The 22022-nt window shown below is 65.6% G+C and carries 13 protein-coding genes and 1 riboswitch; of the genes, 7 read left to right on the top strand and 6 right to left on the bottom strand.

What is annotated here, in order from left to right; translation table 11 throughout:
• The first annotated feature begins 152 nt into the window (after positions 1 to 152).
• A complete protein-coding gene (locus ABFE16_00570; GenBank protein MEN6343765.1) occupies positions 153 to 4214 on the top strand; it encodes a glycosyl hydrolase in 4062 nt (1353 codons plus the stop codon).
• A 108-nt stretch (positions 4215 to 4322) separates the two neighbouring features.
• On the opposite strand, the gene ABFE16_00565 is transcribed toward ABFE16_00570, so the two are convergent.
• From ABFE16_00565 to ABFE16_00545, 5 genes are all read right to left on the bottom strand, one after another.
• Positions 4323 to 5447, bottom strand: a complete 1125-nt coding sequence (locus ABFE16_00565; GenBank protein ID MEN6343764.1) for an ABC transporter permease — start codon at positions 5445 to 5447, stop codon at positions 4323 to 4325.
• An 11-nt stretch (positions 5448 to 5458) separates the two neighbouring features.
• Positions 5459 to 6637: an ABC transporter permease gene (locus ABFE16_00560; GenBank protein ID MEN6343763.1), complete on the bottom strand. Its 1179-nt coding sequence runs from the start codon at positions 6635 to 6637 to the stop codon at positions 5459 to 5461.
• Complete coding sequence (locus ABFE16_00555) at positions 6634 to 7587, bottom strand: ABC transporter ATP-binding protein (protein ID MEN6343762.1); 954 nt, start codon at positions 7585 to 7587, stop codon at positions 6634 to 6636. The genes ABFE16_00560 and ABFE16_00555 overlap by 4 nt, the downstream gene beginning before the upstream one ends.
• A gap of 60 nt (positions 7588 to 7647) precedes the next feature.
• Positions 7648 to 8580: an ABC transporter ATP-binding protein gene (locus ABFE16_00550; GenBank protein MEN6343761.1), complete on the bottom strand. Its 933-nt coding sequence runs from the start codon at positions 8578 to 8580 to the stop codon at positions 7648 to 7650.
• Between the two features lie 79 nt (positions 8581 to 8659).
• Positions 8660 to 10291 (bottom strand): HlyD family efflux transporter periplasmic adaptor subunit, encoded by a 1632-nt coding sequence (locus ABFE16_00545; protein ID MEN6343760.1) that lies wholly within the window; start codon positions 10289 to 10291, stop codon positions 8660 to 8662.
• Positions 10292 to 10428: 137 nt separating this feature from the next.
• Here ABFE16_00545 and ABFE16_00540 point away from each other — a divergent pair, with 137 nt between their 5' ends.
• The 4 genes from ABFE16_00540 (at position 10429) to ABFE16_00525 (ending at position 17527) form a co-directional block, all read left to right on the top strand.
• Positions 10429 to 11463, top strand: a complete 1035-nt coding sequence (locus ABFE16_00540; GenBank protein ID MEN6343759.1) for a hypothetical protein — start codon at positions 10429 to 10431, stop codon at positions 11461 to 11463.
• Positions 11464 to 11502: 39 nt separating this feature from the next.
• Positions 11503 to 12459 (top strand): alpha/beta hydrolase, encoded by a 957-nt coding sequence (locus ABFE16_00535; GenBank protein MEN6343758.1) that lies wholly within the window; start codon positions 11503 to 11505, stop codon positions 12457 to 12459.
• A 101-nt stretch (positions 12460 to 12560) separates the two neighbouring features.
• Positions 12561 to 15914: a heparinase II/III family protein gene (locus ABFE16_00530; GenBank protein MEN6343757.1), complete on the top strand. Its 3354-nt coding sequence runs from the start codon at positions 12561 to 12563 to the stop codon at positions 15912 to 15914.
• 62 nt (positions 15915 to 15976) lie between these two features.
• Positions 15977 to 17527, top strand: coding sequence for a hypothetical protein (locus ABFE16_00525; protein ID MEN6343756.1), 1551 nt, complete (start codon positions 15977 to 15979; stop codon positions 17525 to 17527).
• Between the two features lie 17 nt (positions 17528 to 17544).
• Here the strand turns inward: ABFE16_00525 and ABFE16_00520 are convergent, their stop codons facing one another.
• Positions 17545 to 18615: a hypothetical protein gene (locus tag ABFE16_00520; protein ID MEN6343755.1), complete on the bottom strand. Its 1071-nt coding sequence runs from the start codon at positions 18613 to 18615 to the stop codon at positions 17545 to 17547.
• Between the two features lie 287 nt (positions 18616 to 18902).
• A riboswitch (ZMP/ZTP riboswitch) is annotated at positions 18903 to 18989 on the top strand.
• A gap of 70 nt (positions 18990 to 19059) precedes the next feature.
• Between ABFE16_00520 and pflB the strand changes: the two genes are divergently transcribed.
• Positions 19060 to 21291, top strand: a complete 2232-nt coding sequence (gene pflB, locus ABFE16_00515; protein ID MEN6343754.1) for a formate C-acetyltransferase — start codon at positions 19060 to 19062, stop codon at positions 21289 to 21291.
• A gap of 10 nt (positions 21292 to 21301) precedes the next feature.
• A partial coding sequence (gene pflA / locus ABFE16_00510; protein MEN6343753.1) for a pyruvate formate-lyase-activating protein occupies positions 21302 to 22022 on the top strand: 721 nt, incomplete at its 3' end.

The raw sequence follows: 22022 nt of genomic DNA, 5'->3' as shown, positions 1-22022 counted from the left end.
ATTGGCGCCGAAGCGAACACCGAAGGGATTCGCAGCACCGCGAGGAAAACTGCGCTGGGGCCAACCGGCTGCCTCAGAACGGCCGGGAGGTTCGTCCTGCCGTGCACCTCTCCCGCCGTGGCGGGATAACTGTCTCTCCTGGAGTGATGCCCATGCGACGGTCGCCCCTTGTCGGCACGCTTGTCCTGGCCTTCGTTCTCCTGACTGTCCTGGGGCTCTCGGGGGTCTGTCCAGCGGCGGACGCTACCGCCGGCGTCGCGCTGGAGCAGGGCTTCCGCAACCCTCCTGATTCGGCCAAGCCCTGGACCTGGTGGCACTGGATGAACGGCAACATCACCAAGATCGGCATCACCCGCGACCTCGAGGCCATGAAGCAGGTCGGCCTCGGCGGCGCAGAGATCTTCGACGTAACCGATGGCATCCTGCCCGGCCCCGTGAAGTACATGAGCCCGGAATGGCGCGAGATGATCACTCACGCCGTGCAGGAGGCGAACCGGCTGGGTCTTGAGCTGTGCATCCACAACTGCGCCGGTTGGTCCAGCAGCGGCGGCCCCTGGAACACTCCCGAGCACGCCATGCAGATGGTCGTCTTCACCGAGCAGCGCGTGACCGGTCCTTCGCAGGTGGCCGTCCAGCTCGCTCAGCCCCAGGCAAACGTGGGCTTCTACCGCGACATCGCCGTGCTGGCCTTCCCAACAGCACCGGCAGAGCAAGCCGCAGCACCCGAGGCACAACCGAAGGTGACCACGAACCTGCCGGGGGTCGATGCCGGTCGACTGGTGGACGGCAACCCGGGGACTGCGGTCGCCCTCGTCGGCCGCGTGAAGGACAAGACCTATGACTTCCTGATGGAGTACCCCGCTGCCGTCACCGCCCGGGGGCTTTCCATCAAGGCAGTCGGTGGTCGCGGCGCGATCCGGGGCACCCTCGAGGTCTCCGATGACGGAGCCACCTTCCGCAAGGTCGCCGACTTCACCGTGCCCGAGCCAGGCATCACCAAGACCCCGATGACCGTCGGCTTCAGCCCTGCAACGGGCCGAATCTGGCGCATCAGCTTCCCGCAGATCGCCTCGCCTCGCGGGGCCTTCAACCTCGGAGAGATCGAGATCGAGGCGGGGTACCGGATCGGCAACCTCGCCGCCAAGGCCGGGTTCACGCGCGGCAACAACCCGGCGCCGGACACCCAGACGGTGGATGCCGACGCCGCCGTCGACCGCAGTCGTATCCTCGACCTGACTGCCCAGATGGAGGCCGACGGGAAGCTGACCTGGAACGCCCCGGCCGGAGACTGGACCGTTTTGCGCTTCGGCTACACTCCCACGGGCAAGCAGAATCACCCGGCCTCTGCGGAGGGAATCGGACTGGAGTGCGACAAGATGAGTCGCGAGGCGGTCCGGGCCCACTTCGCCGGGATGGTGGACAAGGTGATCGGCGACGTCGGGCCGCTTGCCGGGAAGACCCTCAAGCACAGTCTCATCGACAGCTACGAGGTCTTCACCCAGAACTGGACCCCGCTCATGCGTGAGGAGTTCCAGCGCCGCTGCGGTTACGACATGCTGCCCTTCCTCCCCGTGATGACCGGGCGAGTGGTCGGCAGTCTCGACCTCTCTGAGCGGTTCCTGTGGGACCTGCGGCGCACCATCGCCGACCTCTTCGCCGAGAACTACTTCGGTTACTTTGCCGAGCTTCTCCATCAGCGCGGGATGCTGCTCTCCGCTGAGCCCTATGGGAACGGCGGCTTCGACGACCTTACCTCCGGCTCGAAGGCTGACGTTCCCATGTCCGAATTCTGGGCCGGGCAGGGCAACAGCAACCAGAACAGCAAGCTCGCCTCCTCCATCGCCCACACCTTCGGCAGGAGGTACGTCGGCGCGGAATCCTTCACCGCCGACTCCAGCGAGGGCAAGTGGCAGAATCATCCCTACTCGCTCAAGGCCCTGGGCGACCTCATCTACTGCGGCGGCGTGAACCGCTTCATCTTCCACCGCTATGCGCATCAGCCCTGGACCGAGTACCTGCCCGGGATGACCATGGGGCCGCACGGCTTCCACTTCGAGCGCACCATTACCTGGTGGGAGCAGGCTCCAGCCTGGACCAGCTACCTCACTCGCTGCCAGTACCTGCTGCAGGAGGGCCTCTTCTCGGCCGACCTGTGCTACTTCATCGGTGAGGGGTCGCCGAACAGCCCCGCCGGTCGGAGCGGTCTGCGTCCGGCGCCGCCCGAGGGCTATGACTACGACGCCTGCAACACCGACGTGATCCTCCACCGCATGACCGTGCAAGACGGCCGCCTCGTGCTGCCTGACGGCATGAGCTATCGCCTCCTCGTTCTGCCCGAGAGCCAGACCATGAGCGTCGCGCTCCTGACTCGTATCCGTAACCTGGTGCGCGACGGTGCGACTGTCATCGGTCCGCGCCCCTTGCGGGCACCAGGGCTGCAGGGCTACCCCACAGCCGACTCGCAGGTGCAAGCTCTCGCCCAGGAGCTCTGGGGCGACTGCGACGGCCAGAAAGTCACCGAGCGCGCCTTCGGCAAGGGCTCTATCATCTGGGGCAAGCCCATCCAGGAGGTTCTCGCCGCCCGCGTTGGGCCGCCCGACTTCGAGTACACCGCCGGCAACCGCCGACCGATCCTCAACTACCTGCACCGCCAGGCCGAAGGTGCCGACCTCTACTTCGTCGCCTGTCAGAGTCCGCGCACCGAGTACGTCGAGTGCACCTTCCGGGTTGCGGGCAAGGTCCCCGAGCTCTGGCACCCGGACACCGGCACCGTCGAGCGCGCGCCGGTCTTTCGCCAGGATCAGGGCCGCACCACCGTGCCCCTGCGGCTTGATCCCTCGGGCACGGTCTTCGTGGTCTTCCGCCAGCCGCTTGAGGCTGCCGACAACCTCGTAGCGGCTCAGCGTGACGGCGTGTCCCTGCTCCAGCGACCGCCGATGCGCCGTGCCGACCTGCAGATCCGTCGCGCCCTCTACGGTCCTGCGGAGGCCGCCACTCCCAACGTAGTGGAGGTCACGACCCAGCTCTCGCACATGGTCCGCAATGCAACACTGACGGTCCGCGCGGACAACACGCTGGCCGGTGACCCCGCTCAGGACATCGTCAAGCAGCTTCTCGTCCGCTATACCTACAATGGCCGCCCCTTTGTCGCGACGGTCACCGAGAACTCGACCTTGCAGCTCCCCGGCAAGGACGCGCTAGCGGCCGCTCAGCCGGGTGAGAAGCCCGACCTGGTGATCCTGAAGGCGCTGTACGGCCTGCCCAGCCTTGACGAGCCAACTCCGGCGCAGAGCGGTTCCGCCGATCTGACCACCCAACTGCAGGCCCTGGTCCACGATGGTACCCTCTCTGTCATCGCGGGCAACGACATCGCCGGTGACCCGGCGCCTTTGGTCGTCAAGCAGCTCCGTGTCGAGTACCTCCTCGACGGTCGGCTCTACGCGAAGACCTATGCCGAGAACCAGTCCGTCGACCTCCCGGACGGCACCGAGGCGGGCTTCGACACCACCCTTCAGGCCATGGCAGACCTGTCGCTGAGCGCTGACGGCACGCCCACCCTCACCGCCTGGCAGCGGGGCAACTACGAGGCTACCACTGCCGGCGGCAAGGTCCTGCGGGCACAGGTGGCGCAGGTCCAGCCGCCGATCGAGATCGCCGGTCCCTGGGAGGTCCGCTTCCCGCCGAACTGGGGAGCGCCCGAGAAGACGACCTTCGACAAGCTGATCTCCTGGCCCGAGAGCGACGACCTTGGCATCAAGTACTTCTCGGGCACCGCGACCTACGCGAAGCAGATCGACGTACCGGCCCAGTTGCTCACACCCGGCAGCGTGCTCAAGCTGAATCTGGGCGTCGTGCACGAGTTCGCCCAGGTGCGACTCAACGGTCGCGACCTCGGAACCCTGTGGAAGCCGCCCTTCGAGGTGGACATCACCTCCGCTGCGAAGGCCGGTGCGAACTCGCTGGAGGTCAGGATCACCAACCTGTGGCCGAACCGACTCATCGGCGACGAGCAGCTTCCCGATGACGCCGAGTTCACCAGCGGTGGCTCGATGAAGGCGTGGCCTTCCTGGCTCCTCGAAGGCAAGCCACGTCCGGCGACCGGACGCTATACCTTCACCACCTGGAAGCACTACCACAAGGACTCGCCGCTGCTCGATTCGGGTCTACTAGGGCCGGTCACACTCTGCAGCGGCAAGGTCGTTCCCCTGCGCTAAGGCCCGCGACGTCAACTCGCCGACATGCGAAGGGCCGGACCGCCATCCTGGCAGTCCGGCCCTCTTGTTCGTGTGCGCAAGCTCGTGGGCTTGCCGCCTCAGCCCCGACTACAGCCGCTTCTTGAAGGCCGCGACACCAGCGCCGAGAAGCGCCAGCGCGAAGGCCGACAGCACCAGCATCTGCGGCCACAGGACAGCCACGCCGACACCCTTGAGAAACAGCCCGCGAGCAATCTCCAGGAAGTAGCGGAAGGGGATCAGGTACGTCGCCCACTGGACCACCTCCGGCATGTTCTGAATCGGGAACATGAAGCCGGAGAGCAACACCGAGGGCATGATCAGCAGGAAGGCCAGTATCTGCGCCTCCTGCTGAGTCCGCGACACCGCCGAGATCAGCAGACCAAGCCCCAGATTGGTCACCAGGAACACCGCGGCCATGGCGAAGAGCAGCACCAGACTTCCCCGCAGCGGAACGTGGAACCACAGCCGAGCCACCAAGACGATGACGCCGCTGTCGAGCAAGGTGAGCAACCCGTAGGGAATCATCTTCCCCAGCAGCAGTTCGTAGCTGCGCAGGGGCGTTACCATCAGTTGCTCGAGCGTTCCCGTCTCGCGCTCGCGGACGATGGACAGAGCCGCCAGGTTGACGGTGAGCACCAGCAGGATCAGCCCCACTACACCCGGCACCATGAAGTTGATGCTCTTGAGCTCGTCGTTGAACCACACCCGAGGCTCGGGGGTGAGTATCGGCATGTCGACCCCGAAGCTACCGTCGGCGCGTGACTGGCGCGTCTGGAACTGCAGCGACCTCTGCCGCAGGATCCCCTGCAGATACGCTGCCGCCACACCGGCTGTGTTGGAGTCGGTGCCGTCCACTAACAGCCCGATCTGCGGCGTCTTCCCCAGCATGAGGTCGCGGTGGAAGTCCGGCGGGATGTGCAGGCCAATCTGGGCCTTGCCCGTTAGGAGTTGGCGTTCGAGGTCCCGTGGGTCCTGGGCTGCGGGCACGAGATGGAAGTAGTAGCTGTGCGCGATCTCCTCCACGATCAGGCGGCTGTCGGCACTGCGATCGCCATCATACACGGCGACCGGGACGTTCCGCACATCACTGGTCGCCGCATATCCAAACAGCACGAGCTGCAGGACCGGCGCAAACAGGATCATCCGCGGCATCATCTTGTCGCGGCGCAGCTGGGTGAACTCCTTACGCAGCACGTACGCGAGCCTTCCCATCGGTCTCTGCCCTACAGTCTCTTCTGGAAGCGCCGCACGGCGATGGTCACCAGGACCACGGCGAAACCGAACAGGGCCAGCAGACGCGGCCACAGAATCGCCAGGCCTGCACCCTTCAGGTACAGCGCGCGGATGATCACCAGGAAGTGTGTCGCCGGAATCACATTTGACAGCGCCCGCAGCTCAACCGGCATGCTCCGGAGCGGAAAGGCGCACCCCGACAACAGGATCGTCGGCAGCAGCGTCGAGAGCATGGCAAACAGGATGGCCATCTGCTGGGTGCGGACCGTGGTGGAGAACAGCACTCCGATCGCCAGCGAGGCCAGCAGGTAGAGAACACTAGCGCTCAGCAGCAGCGCGATACTCCCCTCAGGATAGACGCCGAACACGAACCTTCCGGCGGCGATCGATGCCAGCACGTCCACAAAGGCAATGCAGACATAGGGGATGATCTTGCCCAACAGTATCTCCGTCGCGTGGGCAGGCGAGGTGACCAGCGACTCGAAGCTGCCCCACTCGCGCTCCCGGACGATGCAGGTCGACGTGAGCAGCGCCGACAGAATCGTCAGCAGCACCGCGATCAGACCCGGCACGATGAACCGCGTGCTGCGCAGGTCGGCGTTGTACAGAATCGTCGGGTGAACCGTGAAGGGAGCAGCCGGGCTGACGCCCTGGCGCACCGCGTGCTGCAGCGCCAGACGCGAGGAGTAGTCGAAGAGCGCACCCTCTATGTAGCCGATCGCCACCTGTGCTCGCGTGGTGTCGGCGCCATCGAGCACCACCTGCACCTGGGCACTGCGTCCAGCACCGAGAGTCCGGCCCAGGTCGGGTGGCACCACCAGCACAAACACAACGCGCCCGTGGTCCATCAGTTCGTCGATCTGTCGCTGGTCGGTGATCACTTCGCGCAACCAGAAGTAGCGGTTCTGCACGAACTGCTGCAGCAGGTCCCGCGAGGCTTCCCCTCCGTCGAGGTCGAACACGGCGAAGGGGATCTTGTCCAGATCGAAGTTGATCCCGTAGCCATACAGGACCAGCAGCACCACCGGCAGCGCGAGGATCACGAACAGGCTGCGCACATCCCGCCGGTTGTGGATCCACTCCACTCTTGCCACGGTGAGCATCCGCCGGACGCTCAGCCGATGCGTGCCCCGGTCACCTTCGGGCGAGGAGGCAGGCACCTCGGTCACTCGCCTCCCCCCTTCTGGTCGGCGGGGCGGTAGCGACGAGCCAGCGAAACGAACACGTCCTCCATCGTCGGCTCTACTCGTGAGATGGCCTCAAGCTGCACGCCAGCCTTCTGCAAGGCCTCTGAGACTGTCCCAACGGGGTCCTCCACGCCCTCAGCAGCCTCGACATGCAGCGCATCACCAAACAGCGCCACCTCGGCAACTCCCGAGGCATGCTCCAGCGACTCCAGCGCCTCCCACAGGGGCCGGGCACGCACCTCCACCAGGCTTCCCGCATGCTCCTGACGCATCTGCGTCGGGCTGCCCTGGGCAACCAGATCGCCGTAGTGCATCATCGCCAGCCGCGTGCAGTGCTCGGCCTCGTCCATCACGTGAGTGGTCACGAAGATGGTGGTGCCCTCGTGAGCCAGGTCGTCAATGACCTCCCAGAACAGCCGCCGCGTCACAGGGTCCACGCCGCTCGTCGGCTCGTCGAGAAACAGCAGCGGAGGACAGTGCACGAGGCTGCTGGCCAGGGCAAGCCGCTGCCGCCAGCCGGTCGAGAGCGTTCGCGTCAGGCGCCCCATCACCGGCCCAAGGTCGAGTCTCTCGCCCAGTGCGGCAAGGCGCTCCCGGATCGTCTGGCGCGGGACGCTGTACATGCCGCCGTAGAACTCCAGGTTCTCGGCCACGGTCAGGTCCTCGTACAGGGAGAAGAACTGGGGCATGTACCCGACGCTCTTGCGGATGCGCTCCGTCTGGGTCATCACATCGAGGCCGGCCACCGTCGCCGAGCCCTGCGTCGGGAGCAAGAGCCCGCACAGGATGCGGATCGTCGTCGACTTCCCCGACCCGTTGGGGCCCAGGAATCCGAACACTTCACCCTCCTGGACGGTGAAGCTCACCGACCGGACGGCGGTGAAGGTGCCGAAACGCTTCGTGAGGTTTTCGACGACTACCGCAGCGGGAATAAGAGTGCCTCCGCAGCCGACGGTCTACAGCCCTCCGATGGTCCCGAGCTCTCGTCGGTCCTAGTGTCGTCCTCGCTGGCTCATCGCCATGAACACGTCCTCCAGCGTCGGCTCGGCGGGCTCAATGCCTCTGCATTCCACGGGAGCAGCCGCCAACGCCTCCTGCACCTGCGTCGTCCCCGCACCGGGCCGCAGAGCCACGTGGAGCCGATCGCCAAAGACCTCCACCCCTTCCACAGCCGCACACGCCTTCAGTACCTCGCGAGCGGTGCGCTGCGGAGTACACCGAACCTGCAGCATCCGGCCCCTCATCGCCCCGCGCAGGTTTTCCGGCGTGTCGAGCGCCAACACACGTCCCTCATACATGAAGGCAATCCGGTTGCAGCGCGAGGCCTCGTCCATGTAGGGGGTGCTGATGACCATGGTCACGCCCTGTCGGGGCAGGTCATAGAGTATCTTCCAGAAGTCCCGGCGCGAGACCGGGTCTACACCCGTAGTGGGCTCATCCAGCAGGACGATCTGAGGTCGGTGAATCAGGGTACACAGCAGCGCCAGCTTCTGGCGCATCCCACCGGATAGCCGTCCAGCAAGCCGACTTCGGAAGGGCGTCAGGTAGGTGATCTCCAGCAACTCGTCGCGGCGTCGTTCCCAGGTGCCCGGCGGCACCTCGTACAGGTCCGCGAAGTAGCGGATGTTCTCGTCGATGGTAAGGTCTCGGTGGAGACTGAAGCGCTGGGGAAGATAGCCGATGCGCGCCTTCACGGCCTCAGGGTCGCGAGTCACCTCTTGCCCGGCGACACGGGCGCTTCCGCTATCCGGTTGCACGATTCCACACAGCAGACGGAAGGTAGTGGTCTTGCCCGCGCCGTCGGGGCCGACCAGGCCGAGTATCTCCCTCTGCTGCACCCTCAGGTCAATCCCATCACAGGCGACGATCGGCCCGAAGGACTTCCGCAGCCCCCGGGCATCGATGGCAGGCTCGGTACTCGGCATGGAGGCGGTCACGGGGTCCAAAGGAGTAGACACGACTCCCCTGACATGAAGTTGTGCTTGCGTCGCCGGCCCGCCAGGGTCACGGTCGCGCTGCACCGGCGCCCTGAGCACCCGCACCGATCACCACGTCGGCAGGCATTCCCGGCTTGAAGATTCCCCGCGCGTTGTCCACCGCCACCTCAACCCGGAAGACGCTTCGAGCGCGCTCCTCGTAGGTCTGCACGTACTTGGGCGTGAACTCCGCCTGCTCGGCAATCCGCCGCACTTTTCCGCTGAAGGCCTGACCGGGGTACCCGTCGATGAACACCTGCACAGGTTGTCCCAGCGCCACCCGCGCGAGCTGAGGCTCCGGCACATACACGCTGATCCAGGTGTCCGTGAAGTCCACCAGCGTCGCCAGGGAGCTGCCCTGCTTGACGACCTCTCCGACCCGCACGTGGGTGTCGTCGATCACGCCGGGCGTCCGAGCGAGGATCCGGTACTTGTCCAGACTTGCGCGAGCAGCCTCTGCGCCCGCTTGAGCCTGCTCAACCTGCTTTTGGGCCGCATCGGCGTCGGCCTTCTTGACCTCCACCTGCCGCAGGTTCGCCTCAGCCAGCACCAGTGCAGCCCGAGCCTCGTCAACCTGTCCCCGTGCTGTCTTCTCTGCTCCGCGACGCGAGCCGGCCTGCACAAGCTTCAACTGCGCGATGGTTGCGTCGTAGGTCGCCGAGGCCTGGCGCACGGCGGCCCTGGCCCTGTCGATATCCTCCTGACGCGGCCCCTTCCGGGCCAGTGTCAGCGCTTCCCGGGCTCCTCGCTCTGAGGCCAGCGCCTTGTCCAGCTTTGCCTGGGCAGCCGTAACCTGGTCCTTGCGTGCCCCGAGCTTCACCTGCGCAAGGCGTTCCCGAGCCGCCTTCAGCTCCGCCTGCGCTGCATCGTCAGCCGTAACGGCCGAATCGAGCTGCTGATCCGACATCGCGCCCTGGGCGTTGAGCGAGCGAGCCCGGCTGAGGTCCTTGTGCGTCTTCTCAACCGACGCAGAGGCTTTCTCAACCTGTGCCTCCGCCTGACGAATCTCCTCTTCCAGCGCGCCCGCCTGCAGGTCGGCCAGACTCGCCTTCGCTACCCGTACTTCAGCGGCCGCCGCTTCCAGGGCCGCTTCCGCCTGGCGAATCTCCTCGGGCCGCAGACCTCGCTCAAGCTGACGCAACTGCGCCTTCGCAGCCTCCAGGGCTGCGTAGGCCTGCCGGGTCGCTGCGAAGGCCGCCTCGATCTCCTGCGGACGAGACCCGTCGCGCACATCCCCGTATCTTGCCGTGGCGGTACCCAGGGCTGCCCGCGAGCGTGCGAGGTCTCCCGACGAGACGCCCTCCTGCAGCTTCACACCTTCCTCTGCCTTCCGGAGTTGCTCGCGAGCCGCCGCCACGGCGGCCTCGGCGGTCTGGAGCTGTGCCGCAGTCACCTCACTGGCGATCACCGCGACCAGGTCCCCGGCCTTCACCGTCTGGCCCTTCTCGATCGGCCGCTCCACAACGGTTCCCGCCACTTCCGAGGCAATCTCGGTCGTCCGCGCTTCGACGATCCCACTCGCGCGAATCCCGCCCTTGTCCCTGGCGGCGGAAGACTGCACAGCGCGGAAACCGAGGAAGCCTACAGTTGCGAGCACGACAACCAGCAGGAGGATGCGTACCGGCAGGGGAATTCTGCGCAAGGTTTCGGGTGGCGTCATCGAAAGGTGTCTCCTGCGAATCAGACGGCAACCCTCGCAGATCTCTCACCAAGAGCCTTGGCGGACAGGGTGTGATTCGCCGGAATCGGCACCGTCACCTGCCATGCAGCCTATAGGCCGCCCGCCCCGGAGGTACCATGTTGCTGCTCAAGCTGTCGCTGTTGCTTCTCCTCACCTGCGGAGTCGTCATCGCCGATCCTGCTCTCCTGACGGCGAAGTCGGCGAAGGTCGATCCTGCCATCATCGCAGCCGGACTTCCGGTCTTCATGCCGGACCGCATCACCCTCGACTATCAGGGCCTCAAGTACAACCCCTGCAAGGACGTGATCTTCCCCAGTATCCTGCGCACCGAGGGCGTCCTACGCAGCCCGCTGGGCAAGTACTACCTCTACTACTCCCCGCACAACGCGCCCGGCGGGATCTGCCTGGCCTACTCCGACTCCCTCGAGGGTCCCTGGAAGGAGTACGGCGAGAACCCGATTCTTCGCAGCGCCTGGCCTCCTCACTACAAGGTCAGCCACATCAGCGGCCCCTCGGTCGTGTACAACGAGGAGCGCGGGAAGCTCTTCTGCTACTTCCACGGCGAGAACAACACCACTCGCATCGCCTCGACGGCCGACGGCCTCCATTTCGACTACGAGGCCGTGGCGGTCGACACCAGCATGTACCGGGGCCTCAGTGAGGCCTCCTACGCTCACGTGTTCCGTTACTCAGTCCCGGGCACGGACTTCCGCTACGTCATGATGTTCATGGGCAACAACGGCGGCACCCGGCGCATCTACCTGGCTCTGTCCAGGGATGGGCTGACCTGGGAGGCGCGCAAGGAGCCGCTCCTCAACCCGCCGGCCGGCGTGGGACAGGTTGGTTCGCCCTGGCTCTTCCCCTGGAAGGGCAAGCTCTATGTCGTCTACCACGGCGACCTCATCGTGCCCAAAGGTGTCGGCTGCACCACCAATCTGTACGTGAGCGAAGTCGACCCCGGCCTCCAGCAGGCCAGGTTCATCGGTCTGTTCTACGACCGCACGCTCCTCTCGCCGGACAATATGCGCCAGTCGGACCCCTTCCTCCTGGAGGAGGAGGGCAAGCTGTACCTGTTCACCGCCGTCGGTCCGCGCCTGAACCAGAAGATCGCTCTGGCCAGAGCCATCGACGCCCTGCCCCAGAACCCTTAGTCCACTCCTGGACCAACCGCCGACGAACACGGAGATGCTATGCCTACCATGATCACCTGCTGCTTCCTTACCCTTGCCCTCCTGGGCCTCACCCTCTGCGCCTGTGCCGGCGAGCCGACCACGGTGCTCCTCTGGGAGCCCGACCGCCCCGTGACGCCTGACTTGTCGGAGATGGAGAAGTCCACCGACCGCGGCAAGACCCTTCCGGACCGCTTCGTCTCCAACATCGTCAACCCGACCCTTACCGTCTACCTGCCCGGCTCGGGACCGGCCACCTCTGCCGTCGTGATCTGCCCCGGTGGCGGCTATGGCGGCCTGGCCATCGACAAGGAGGGTCACGACATCGCACGCTGGCTCAACACCCTCGGCGTTGCGGGCATCGTCCTCAAGTACCGCATGCCTGTGGGACACCTCGCCCAGGGCGAGACGCCGATTCCCCTTCAGGACGCCTGGCAGGCGATCCGTCTGGTCCGAAGCAAGGCGGCTGCCTGGGGATTCAGCCCCGACCGTGTGGGCATCCTGGGCTTCTCTGCCGGAGGCCACCTGACCTCGACCGCAGGCACTCACTTCGCTGCGGCGAACCCGGCCTCGCCCAACCCGCTGGAGCACTTCAGCACCCGTCCGGACTTCATGATCCTGGTGTACCCGGTGATCTCCATGACGGACGCCGTCACCCACCAGGGCTCACGCAAGGCCCTCCTGGGAGCCACGCCTGACCCGGCCCTGGTAGAGCTCTACTCGAACGAGAAGCAGGTGACCGCCCAGACCCCGCCGACCTTCCTCGTCCATGCTCGCGACGACGGCGTGAAGGTGCAAAACAGCCTGCTCATGGCCGAGGCCCTGCGTGCGAGAGGGATCGATTGCGCCCTTCAGTTGTTCGACAAGGGTGGCCACGGCTACGGCCTTGGCATCAACGGCGGAGAGGTGGCTGCCTGGCCGCTTCGCTGCGAGGCCTGGCTCCGCGCGGAAGGACTCATACGTCGCGCCGGGCAATAGGCCTCTGACGCAGTCCTGGCCAAGTCTCACGCGCCACCACAAGCGACCTTGCAGAGGTGACCGGAATGACGGTTGTGTCTCACGGCCCTTCGTGGTTACTCATGGCTCTTCTTCTCGGGACGGTGAGTGTCGTGCACGCACAGGACGCCGGCGACCTGGACTACTCTCAGTGGGAGCGCTACCGGGCCCAGGTGCAGCATCCAGCCGGTGTCGTGAAGCCCGCCGATCTCGAGCGCGCCAGGCTTAACCTTGAGCGCCACGAATGGGCCCGCAAGTACGTGGCGAACCTGCGCAGTTCCGCCGATTCCCTGCTGCCTCAGATCACCCCTGAGTACCTGACGCGCATGATCGACGTTGCCTCACCGAGCTCAACCGGGCCCTGTCCGGCATGTCGCGCGAAGGGTCTCCCCTGGCATCCCAACGGTCAATGGTCCTGGTCGCCCTCTAATCCTGACCAGATCACCTGCCAGGCGTGCAAGACGGTCTTCCCCAACGATCAATTCCCGGAGAGCGTAGTGCTGCAGAGCCGCTGGGACCCGACGCAGCGCTACACCTTCTGCGGTGGCGAGGCCTTCCTGTGCTTCGGGTACATGGCGCGCCCCAGCTTCACCGGGATGATCCGTGGCCGCAAGTTCAGCTATGTCTCCGGGCAACTGAGTACCCTTGCCAGCGCCTACGGCCTCCTGGGTGATGTCCGCTATGCCCGGGCCGCGAAGGCCATCCTGCTGCGTCTCGCCGAGGTCTTTCCCCACTACCTGGTTCGCGCGGGCTACTCCTACGGTGAGATCGCCGACATGGATCCCCACGTGGCGGCGCGTCAGATCAACAACCTTCCCGAGGACGAGCTCGTCTACCCGCCCAACAAGCCGGATCGCAGGCTCCACACCGGATACTGGTCCGCGAGTCGTATCGGCTCCTCCGGCATGGACGGCGGCTGGGTCGGCCGGATGGCCCTCGCCTATGACCTGGTCTGCACCGCCGTCGACGAGGGTGTGCCGGTCTTCACCGAGGAGGAGCGCAAGCTCATCGAGCGTGACCTGCTGATCGAGGGCGCGTACCTGGCCTACTTCGACACGGGCATCAACAACAAGTCCGTCGGCAATCGCTGCGGAGCCGCCGCCGTCGGGATGACCGTCGGCCTTCCCGCCCTGACCCACTTCGGCCTCGAGGGCTTCCGCAAGACGGTCGATGACTGGTTCCTCCCCGACGGAGGCACCTCGGAGTCCGCCGCCTACGCCATGATGACCATGGGAGGCGTGATGGACTTCGCCCTGCTCTTCCGGGGTTACTCCGACCCGGAGGGTTACCGCGATGCGCAGGGAGAGCGCCTCGACAACTTCAACGCCTGCCTGTCCACGCGCTTCGGCGATTGCTGGCAGTCCCTCCCGTGGACCCTGCAGGGCAACCTGCGCCACCCGCCGGCCGCTGATTCCTACCGCACCACGGGCATCGGCGGCTCCTACGCCGAGGAGCTGCAGCTCTGCTACCCGACGCCGCAGCACCTCGCTTTCCTGGGCGAGACCGTCGCTCAGGAACCCACCGGTGGCGCAGCCTACCTTGCCACCCTGTACCGCGATCCCAACCTTGCCGGCACCGACAAGACGCCCTTCATCCTGCCGGACGTCGTCTTCCCCTATCTGGCCCAGGGCTTCGCACGCACCGGTGACACCGGTCGCGACAGCCTGCTGATGCTGAACGCCAGTGACTTCGGCGGCCACCACCATATCGACAGCCTCAACCTCTACTACTGGAAGGACGGCCAGGAGCTGCTCACCGATCTCGGTTACCTGTGGGACCATCCGGATTCCTACCAGACCCGCCGCACCTTCTCCCACAACACCGTCATGCTCGACTCCACCGAACAGAAGAGCGGCGGGCGAGCAGGCAGCTTCCACCTCTTCGCCACCACGCCTGCCTTCAAGGTGATGGAGGCCTCCTCGAAGGCTTACGACAAGGCCTCCGTCTACCGTCGCACCTGCGTGCAGGTCGACCATGGAGCCGCCGGGTCCTACGCGCTGGATATCTTCCGCGTCCAGGCCGGCGCAACCCGCCAGTACCTCCTCCATGGCCCGGGCACCAAGTACCAGGTCGAGGGCCTGAACCTCGCTCCCTTCTCGCCCGCAGGCACGCCGATTCCCTTCGCCCTCCGCTTCCCTCTCACTGCGGTCGGCGAAGTCTGCGTCGACGATGTGGAGATCAACGAGGTCTTGCCCGCTGGTGGTCTGGGGCCGAACCTTGCGCCGAATCCTTCTGCTACCTCCACAGGCAAGACTCTGTCCGGCTGGGGTTTCTACAGCGGCGACGGCAAGGGCGAGTGGGGCCCTGGCAGTCCCGGACGCACCGACCAGACCTGCGCTCGTGCGGCAGGCCTTCAGGGCGACGCCAATACCCGCGTCAACCTCGCCCTCCTTGCCGGCGAAGCAGACGGCTATCGCGGCCTCACGGCGATCCCTGGACGCTCCGGCGCTCGCTACCGGCTCAGCTTCTGGATCCGGGGCACGGTGCCTGTCGTCAACCCGGACGTGATCTACTGGCCCAATGACCCCTCTTCCGCCTCCGACCGTTTCTACGTCCGGCTCGGGTCACTGACGCCAACTGCCGAGTGGACGCGCTGCGAGTTCGAGTTCGCCTTGCCCTCGAACGCTCTGCCCCTCACGAAGGTCCAGAGCGCCCAGCCCGACGGCCCCTGGCAGGTCCGGTGGAGCCTGTCCGAACCGACCAAAGACAAGCCGGGCTACGGCTTCACCGTCTGGACGCCTGCAAGCCCGGGTGAGACTGTTCTCCTCGGCGATGGTTGGGGCCAGCGCGACCACCAAAACACCGACCGCGGAGCGACGCTGCCTTACGTCGTCCGCCAGCGTCAGGGCTCAGGTCTGAGCAGCTTCGTCAGCGTGTTTGAGGGCGCCGCTACGGGCAAGGAGCTTGTCACCGGAGTGCGGATCCTGCCCGCACCCGCGAAGGCTCCCGCTGACCTGGTGGTGATCGAGGTCCAGACGCGCGAGGGCACCGACGTCATACTCTCGGCCCTGACTCCGACTCCCGTCACCTGCACAACCGCCCTCGGCGACCTGACCACTGACGGCCGTTTCGCTGCCCTCCTGGGGCTCAAGGACCGGCCGCAGCAAGCCTGTCTCGTGGGCGGAACTCGTCTGGAGGCGCCGGGTGTCAAGCTCAGCTCTCCGGTAGCCTCCTACCGCGGAGCAATCACCGACAAGGGCCGCGAGCTGACGGACTCCTGGTTCGTCCTCGAGGGCGCCCTGCCACCTGCCGATCTGCTCAAGGGTTCCACACTGCTGGTCACCGACGGCGACTACCTCCGAGCCTATCCGGTTCGCGATGTCGAGGCCGACGGCGCCAGGCTCAAGGCCCACACCAAGCGCGATGCCGTCGGCGTGCAGGCCTATGCTGGGACTGCCTGGGAGGTCCTGCCGGTCGTCTCCTGGCGCAACCCTTAGCAGGCTCTCTGCCCTTCCGTCGTCTGAGCACCCGACCCTCGTGCGAGAGGACAGCAACCACCATGACCCGTCCCGGCAGTCTGATCCTAGGAGTGATCCTGCTTATGGCCTCCCCGCTGTGCGCTCAGGAGCCGATCAACCTCGGTAGCCGCCTCGAACTCCTGGTAGACGAGGAGCTGCTCTCCTCTCTCTCCGGCGGCGCACACCTGCAGCTACATCAGCCCGTCCGGCGGGAGATTGTGTTTGAGACCGACAAGCCCTGGGAGGGTAATGCCAGCGGCTATCAATCGATCGTCCACGACGGCAACCGCTATCGCTTGTACTACCGCGGTGGCCACTACCTGCACAGCGGACCGGCAGCCCAGGGCCTCGAGAACCACCCCTGGAATCTGTGCTGTGCCGAGAGCGACGACGGCATCCACTGGACTCGCCCGGAGCTTGGCATCTATGAGTTCAAGGGCTCCAAGGCCAACAACATCGTCCTCACCCCGGAGACCGTGAGCCAGATCGGCGGCGACCCGGCCCACACGTCGGTGTTTTTCGATCAGAATCCCGCGTGTCCGGCCGACGAGAGGTACAAGATCGTCATCCTGGGCAGCAAGCCCACAGGGCTGTATATCCTCAAGTCCGGCGACGGGTACCACTTCTCCCTGCTCAGTCCCGATCCGGTCATCACCGAGGGCGCCTTCGACTCGGAGAACCTCGCCTTCTGGGATCCGGTCCGCAAGGAGTACCGCGAGTACCACCGGGGCTTCAACAAGGGCGTGCGGGACATCCTCACCGCGGTCTCGCCTGACATCCGCCACTTCCCGAAGCCCGAGTGGTTGCAGTACCCGGGCGCACCCGCCGAGCATCTCTACGTGAATCAGGTCATGCCCTACTACCGGGCGCCGCACCTATTCGTTGGGTTCCCGGCTCGCTACACCGAGCGTGCCTGGTCCGAGCCGCTGTTCTCGCTCCCGGGTCGTGAGGAGCGGATCGTCCGGGGCAAGTCTCATCCCCGCTACGCGACCGCGGTCACCGATGCACTGTTCATGAGCAGCCGCGACGGGCTCACCTTCAAGCGCTGGCCGGAGGCCTTCCTCCGCCCCGGACCACGCCAAAAGGAAAGCTGGGTCTACGGCGACAACTACATCCTCTGGGGAATGGCGGAGACGCGCTCAGACACGGAGGACGCGCCCAACGAGCTCTCGATCTACGCTACCGAGGGCTACTGGGAGGGCCTCAGCACCAGCATCCGTCGATATACTCTGCGCATCGACGGCTTTGTGTCGGTGCAGGCGCCTCTCGCCGGCGGGGAGTTCGTCACGAAGCCACTCCTGTTCGAGGGTGGCTGCCTGGCGCTCAATATGGAGACCTCGGGGGCCGGTGGCGTGCAGGTCGAGCTGCAGGATGCTGCGGGCCAGCCGATCGAGGGCTACCGTCTCGACCAGTGTCCGCCGATCCTCGGCGACACCCTCCGTCATCTCGTACGCTGGCAGAGCAACGACGGCAAGCTAGAGGCCTTAGCAGGCACCCCGGTTCGCCTGCGCATGGTCCTCAAGGACGCCGACCTCTACTCCTTCCAGTTCGTGCCCTACGAGCCTTCCCAGGAGGTCCCGCCTAAGCCCTAGCCTGCGCACTCGGCCTTCTATCCACGTCGCATTGCTGACCCGATGGCCTTCAGTTGCGGCATGAAGGCCTCGGGCAGCAGTCCGTTGCGAGGCCCTTCGCGGCCAATCGGCACGTCCCAGGTGATCACACCGCCGAGGTCCTTGAGATGGCGTGAGTAGCCTGCTGCCAACTCCTCGCAGAACCTCGGCTCGTGCCCGCCGCACCAGTAGCAGCCCAGGAAGGTCAGCACGTGGTACTGCGCCCCCTTCACGGTCTTGTGCACGGGCATGCCCCAGTACTGCTCGGGCTTCTTCGGCGCGTTCCACTGCGAGTCCATCAGCACCGGGAGCGCCCCGGCGATCTCTCCCGCCGTGTAATCCTCATACTCGCTGTGGCAGACCACCGGCACCTTCACGCCCGGGTTGAAGGCCACGAGGCTGTCCGGGTTACCGGCCTTCATCGCCTCCGCGAAGCTGCGGAAGTTCGGGGCCTCAGGGCTTCGGTACATCCGATCCGCATGGTAGCACCCGTCGATCCACCAGCCGCTGACCTTCTTCCCCCATCGCAGCGACCAGTCCCGGAGGATCGCTTCCCAGTTGCGCTGGAACTCCGTCAGCCGATCGTCGACCTCGGTCGTCGCAAGGTACGTGCCGGGTCTCATTCCCCAGGCAGAGGCGTCCCAGCGAGGAGTGCACTTCAGGGCCTCGATGGCCTCTCTGTCGAAGGCCGGTGCATGCGAAGGCAGGTATGTCATCAGCCGGATGCCTCGCGGAGCGAGGGCCTCATACAGATCGCTGACCAGGTCTCGCTGAGCAAGCCGACTCTCAGCCCGTCGCACGAGGTTGTCGTAGGTCTCGTTCGGCGCACAGTAGAAGCCGGTGTTCTGGCCCAGGGTTATCAGCAGGTAGCCGGCCTGACTCGCCTCCAGTTGCGCGGCAAGGCCCTCCACGTCGAAGCCGTCCACACACCGATTCCACTCCTCGGCCGTATACGATGCCTGACCGTGACTGCTGGGCGGCGCGGCCAGGTAGTGACACATCACTCCCCACCCGGCCTCGACGAACCACTGGGTGTCTGCCCGCTGGTAGCTGCCTTCTGTGCTGCTCATGGTACCCTCCGGTGACGTGCTCTTGCCGGGCTACTGAAGCCCGCGAAACGTGTAAGCCTGCAGGATGCCGCGACTCTTCGACCGCCCGACTGATCGACCTCCTGCCTCGCGTCCACGGAAGGGATATCCCCCTGGGGCTTGCCCTCGTCCTAGGGTCGTTCAACTCCCCCTCGCCACCGCGTGGAGAGGGGGCAAGGGGGGTGAGGTGCCGTTGCCGGGGTGGACGGAAGCGAGGTCCTTCACCTTGACAGCGCCCTATCTGCCGGGTATGATTCCTACACAATCTGAGGTCGCCCTGAGACTGGCGGATCCGTGGAGCTTACCACGAGGAATCAGGGCGGGTATACAAAGCGCCGACCGCCTGGGCCCCACGATCACTGGCCCAGGCTTTTTGTTTGGGTTCAGCGGATCGTGGACTTCACTCTCTGTGGAGGAGGTCCTCCCATGGCCGAACAAGCTTGGCGCCGTTTCACCCCCGGTCCCTGGCAGACCGACATCGACGTGCGCGACTTCATCCAGCGCAACTACACCCCCTACGACGGCGACTCCAGCTTCCTGGCTCCACCGACCGAACGCACTGAGAAGGTGCGGGCCAAGGCCGATCGCTACTTCGAGCTGGAAGCACTCAGCGGCGGCGTCCTCGACATCGACACCTCAACGGTCTCGTCGCTGCTCTCCTACCATCCCGGATACCTGGACCGCGACCTCGACTTGATCGTGGGCCTGCAGACTGCCCGACCCCTGTGCCGCAGCGTGAATCCCTTCGGCGGCATCCGCATGGCCCGGCAGGCCTGTGAGGCCTACGGCTACCACGTCTCCCCCAAAGTCGAGGAGAACTTCGCCTATCGCACGACCCACAACGACGGCGTCTTCCACGTCTACACCGACCAGATGAAGAAGGCTCGCCACAGCGGGATCATCACCGGCCTTCCTGACGCCTACGGACGCGGACGGATCATCGGCGACTACCGGCGTGTAGCCCTCTACGGCGTCGACCGCCTCATAGAGGCCAAGCGCCAGGACAAGATCCGCCTGGGTCAAACGCCCATGACCGAGGAGACGATGCGCCTCAGCGAGGAGCTCTACAAGCAGATCGACTTCCTCAGCAAGCTCAAGGAGATGGCGGCCACCTACGGACTGGACATCTCCGGGCCGGCAACGAACAGCCGCGAGGCGATCCAGTGGACCTACTTCGCCTACCTGGGTGCCATCAAGGAGCAAAACGGCGCAGCGATGTCCCTGGGGCGCGTGAGCACCTTCCTGGACATCTACCTGCAGCGCGATACCGAAGAGGGCACCCTGGACGAATCGCAAGCGCAGGAGCTGACCGACGACTTCGTCCTCAAGCTGCGCCTTGCCCGTCAGTTGCGCACGCCGGAGTACAACGAGCTTTTCGCCGGTGACCCGATGTGGATCACCGAGGCCGTCGGCGGCGTCGGCGAAGACGGCCGTCCGCTGGTGACCCGCACTTCCTTCCGCCTCCTGCACACCCTCTACAACCTCGGTTCGGCGCCGGAGCCAAACCTCACCATCCTGTGGTCGCAGGCACTACCCGAGGCCTTCAAGCGGTACTGCGCCCAGGTATCCATCGAGACCGGGGCCATCCAGTACGAAAACGACGACGTGATGCGCCCGCTCTACGGCGACGACTACGGAATCGCCTGCTGCGTCTCGGCCATGCGCATCGGCAAGCAGATGCAGTACTTCGGGGCTCGCTGCAATCTGCCCAAGATCCTCCTGATGGCCCTCAACGGCGGCCGGGATGAGCTCTCGGGCAACCAGGTCGGCCCCGAGATGCCGCCAATCCCAGAGGGCGTCCTCGACTATGACGAGGTCATCGAGCGCTACAGCTTCTGCCGCGACTGGCTCTGCGATCTCTACGCCAACACCATGAACGTGATCCACTTCATGCACGACAAGTACGCCTACGAGAAGCTACAGATGGCGCTGCATGACACCGAGGTGGAGCGGTTCATGGCTTTCGGCGTCGCCGGGCTCTCGGTCCTGGCAGACTCCCTGAGTGCGATCAGGTACGCAAAGGTCACGGCGAGTCGCGACGAGCGCGGGCTGCTTTCCCAGTTCAGCATCGAGGGCGAGTACCCGCAGTTCGGCAATGATGACGACCGCGTGGACCAGATCGCCGTGGAGCAGGTGGAGCAGTTCCACGCCAGCCTCACCCGCCATGCCACCTACCGCAACGCAATACCCACCCTCTCGGTTCTGACCATCACCTCGAACGTGGTCTACGGTCACAAGACCGGCATGACGCCCGACGGTCGGGCTGCCGGAGTGCCCTTTGCCCCCGGCGCGAATCCGCTCCATCAGCGAGACCGCCACGGGGCCCTGGCGTCACTGAACTCCGTCGCCAAGCTTCCCTACGACTGCTGTCGCGACGGAATCTCTTGCACCTTCAGCATCACGCCCAACACGATCGGCAAGGAATCGGACACCCGGATTGACAACCTCGTCAGCCTCCTGGACGGCTACTTCACCCAGGCCGGGCACCACCTCAACGTGAACGTGCTGAACCAGGAGATCCTCCGCGAGGCCATGGATCACCCGGAGAAGTACCCGCAGCTCACCATCCGCGTCTCAGGCTACGCGGTCAACTTCCACAAGCTCAACCGCGAGCAGCAAGAGGAAGTCCTGGCTCGCACCTTCCACAACCAGTTGTGAGGCGATGGTGATGGAGTCAGCGCGGGGACGCCTTCATTCTGTCGAGACGCTGGGCGCCCTGGATGGGCCCGGAGTTCGTTGCGTGGTCTTCCTCCAGGGCTGCCCTCTGCGTTGCCGCTACTGCCACAACCCCGATACCTGGGGCTTCGACGGGGGCACCGAAGTGGCCGCCGAGGAACTGACCAAGCGTCTTCTTCGCTACCGTCCCTACTTCGGCCGCGAGGGCGGCGTCACACTCTCCGGCGGAGAGCCCCTGGCTCAGCCCCGCTTCGTTCGCGAGGCCCTGCAACGCTGCAAGGAGCACGGCATCCACACAGCGGTCGACACCAGTGGCGCTTGCCTGAACGACGAGGTCCGTAACGCCCTCGACTACACCGACCTGATCCTTCTCGACCTCAAGCACGCCGACCCCGCACGCTACCATGACCTGACCGGCGGGAGCCTCGAAGCCACTCTCACCTTCCTGGGGGAAGTTGCAGCCCGTCGGATCCCCCTGTGGGTGCGCCAGGTGATCGTCGCCGGTTGGACGGACACCGAGCAGGAAGTCCGCGATCTGGCGCGACTCGTCGCCGGGGTCCCGTCGCTGGAGCGCCTTGAGCTGCTTCCCTACCACACCCTTGGGCTGGGCAAGTGGGAAGCGCTCGGGATCGACTACCCACTGACCGGCACTCGCCCACCCGACCAGGCGCTCATCTCGCGGCTCGAGGCGGTCGTGCAGCAGGAACTCCGTC

This window comes from Armatimonadia bacterium, assembly GCA_039679385.1.
Taxonomy (GTDB): domain Bacteria; phylum Armatimonadota; class Zipacnadia; order Zipacnadales; family JABUFB01; genus JAJFTQ01.
The sequence above is the reverse complement of the archived record's forward strand: the minus strand, read 5'-3'. Positions and strand labels throughout refer to the sequence as shown.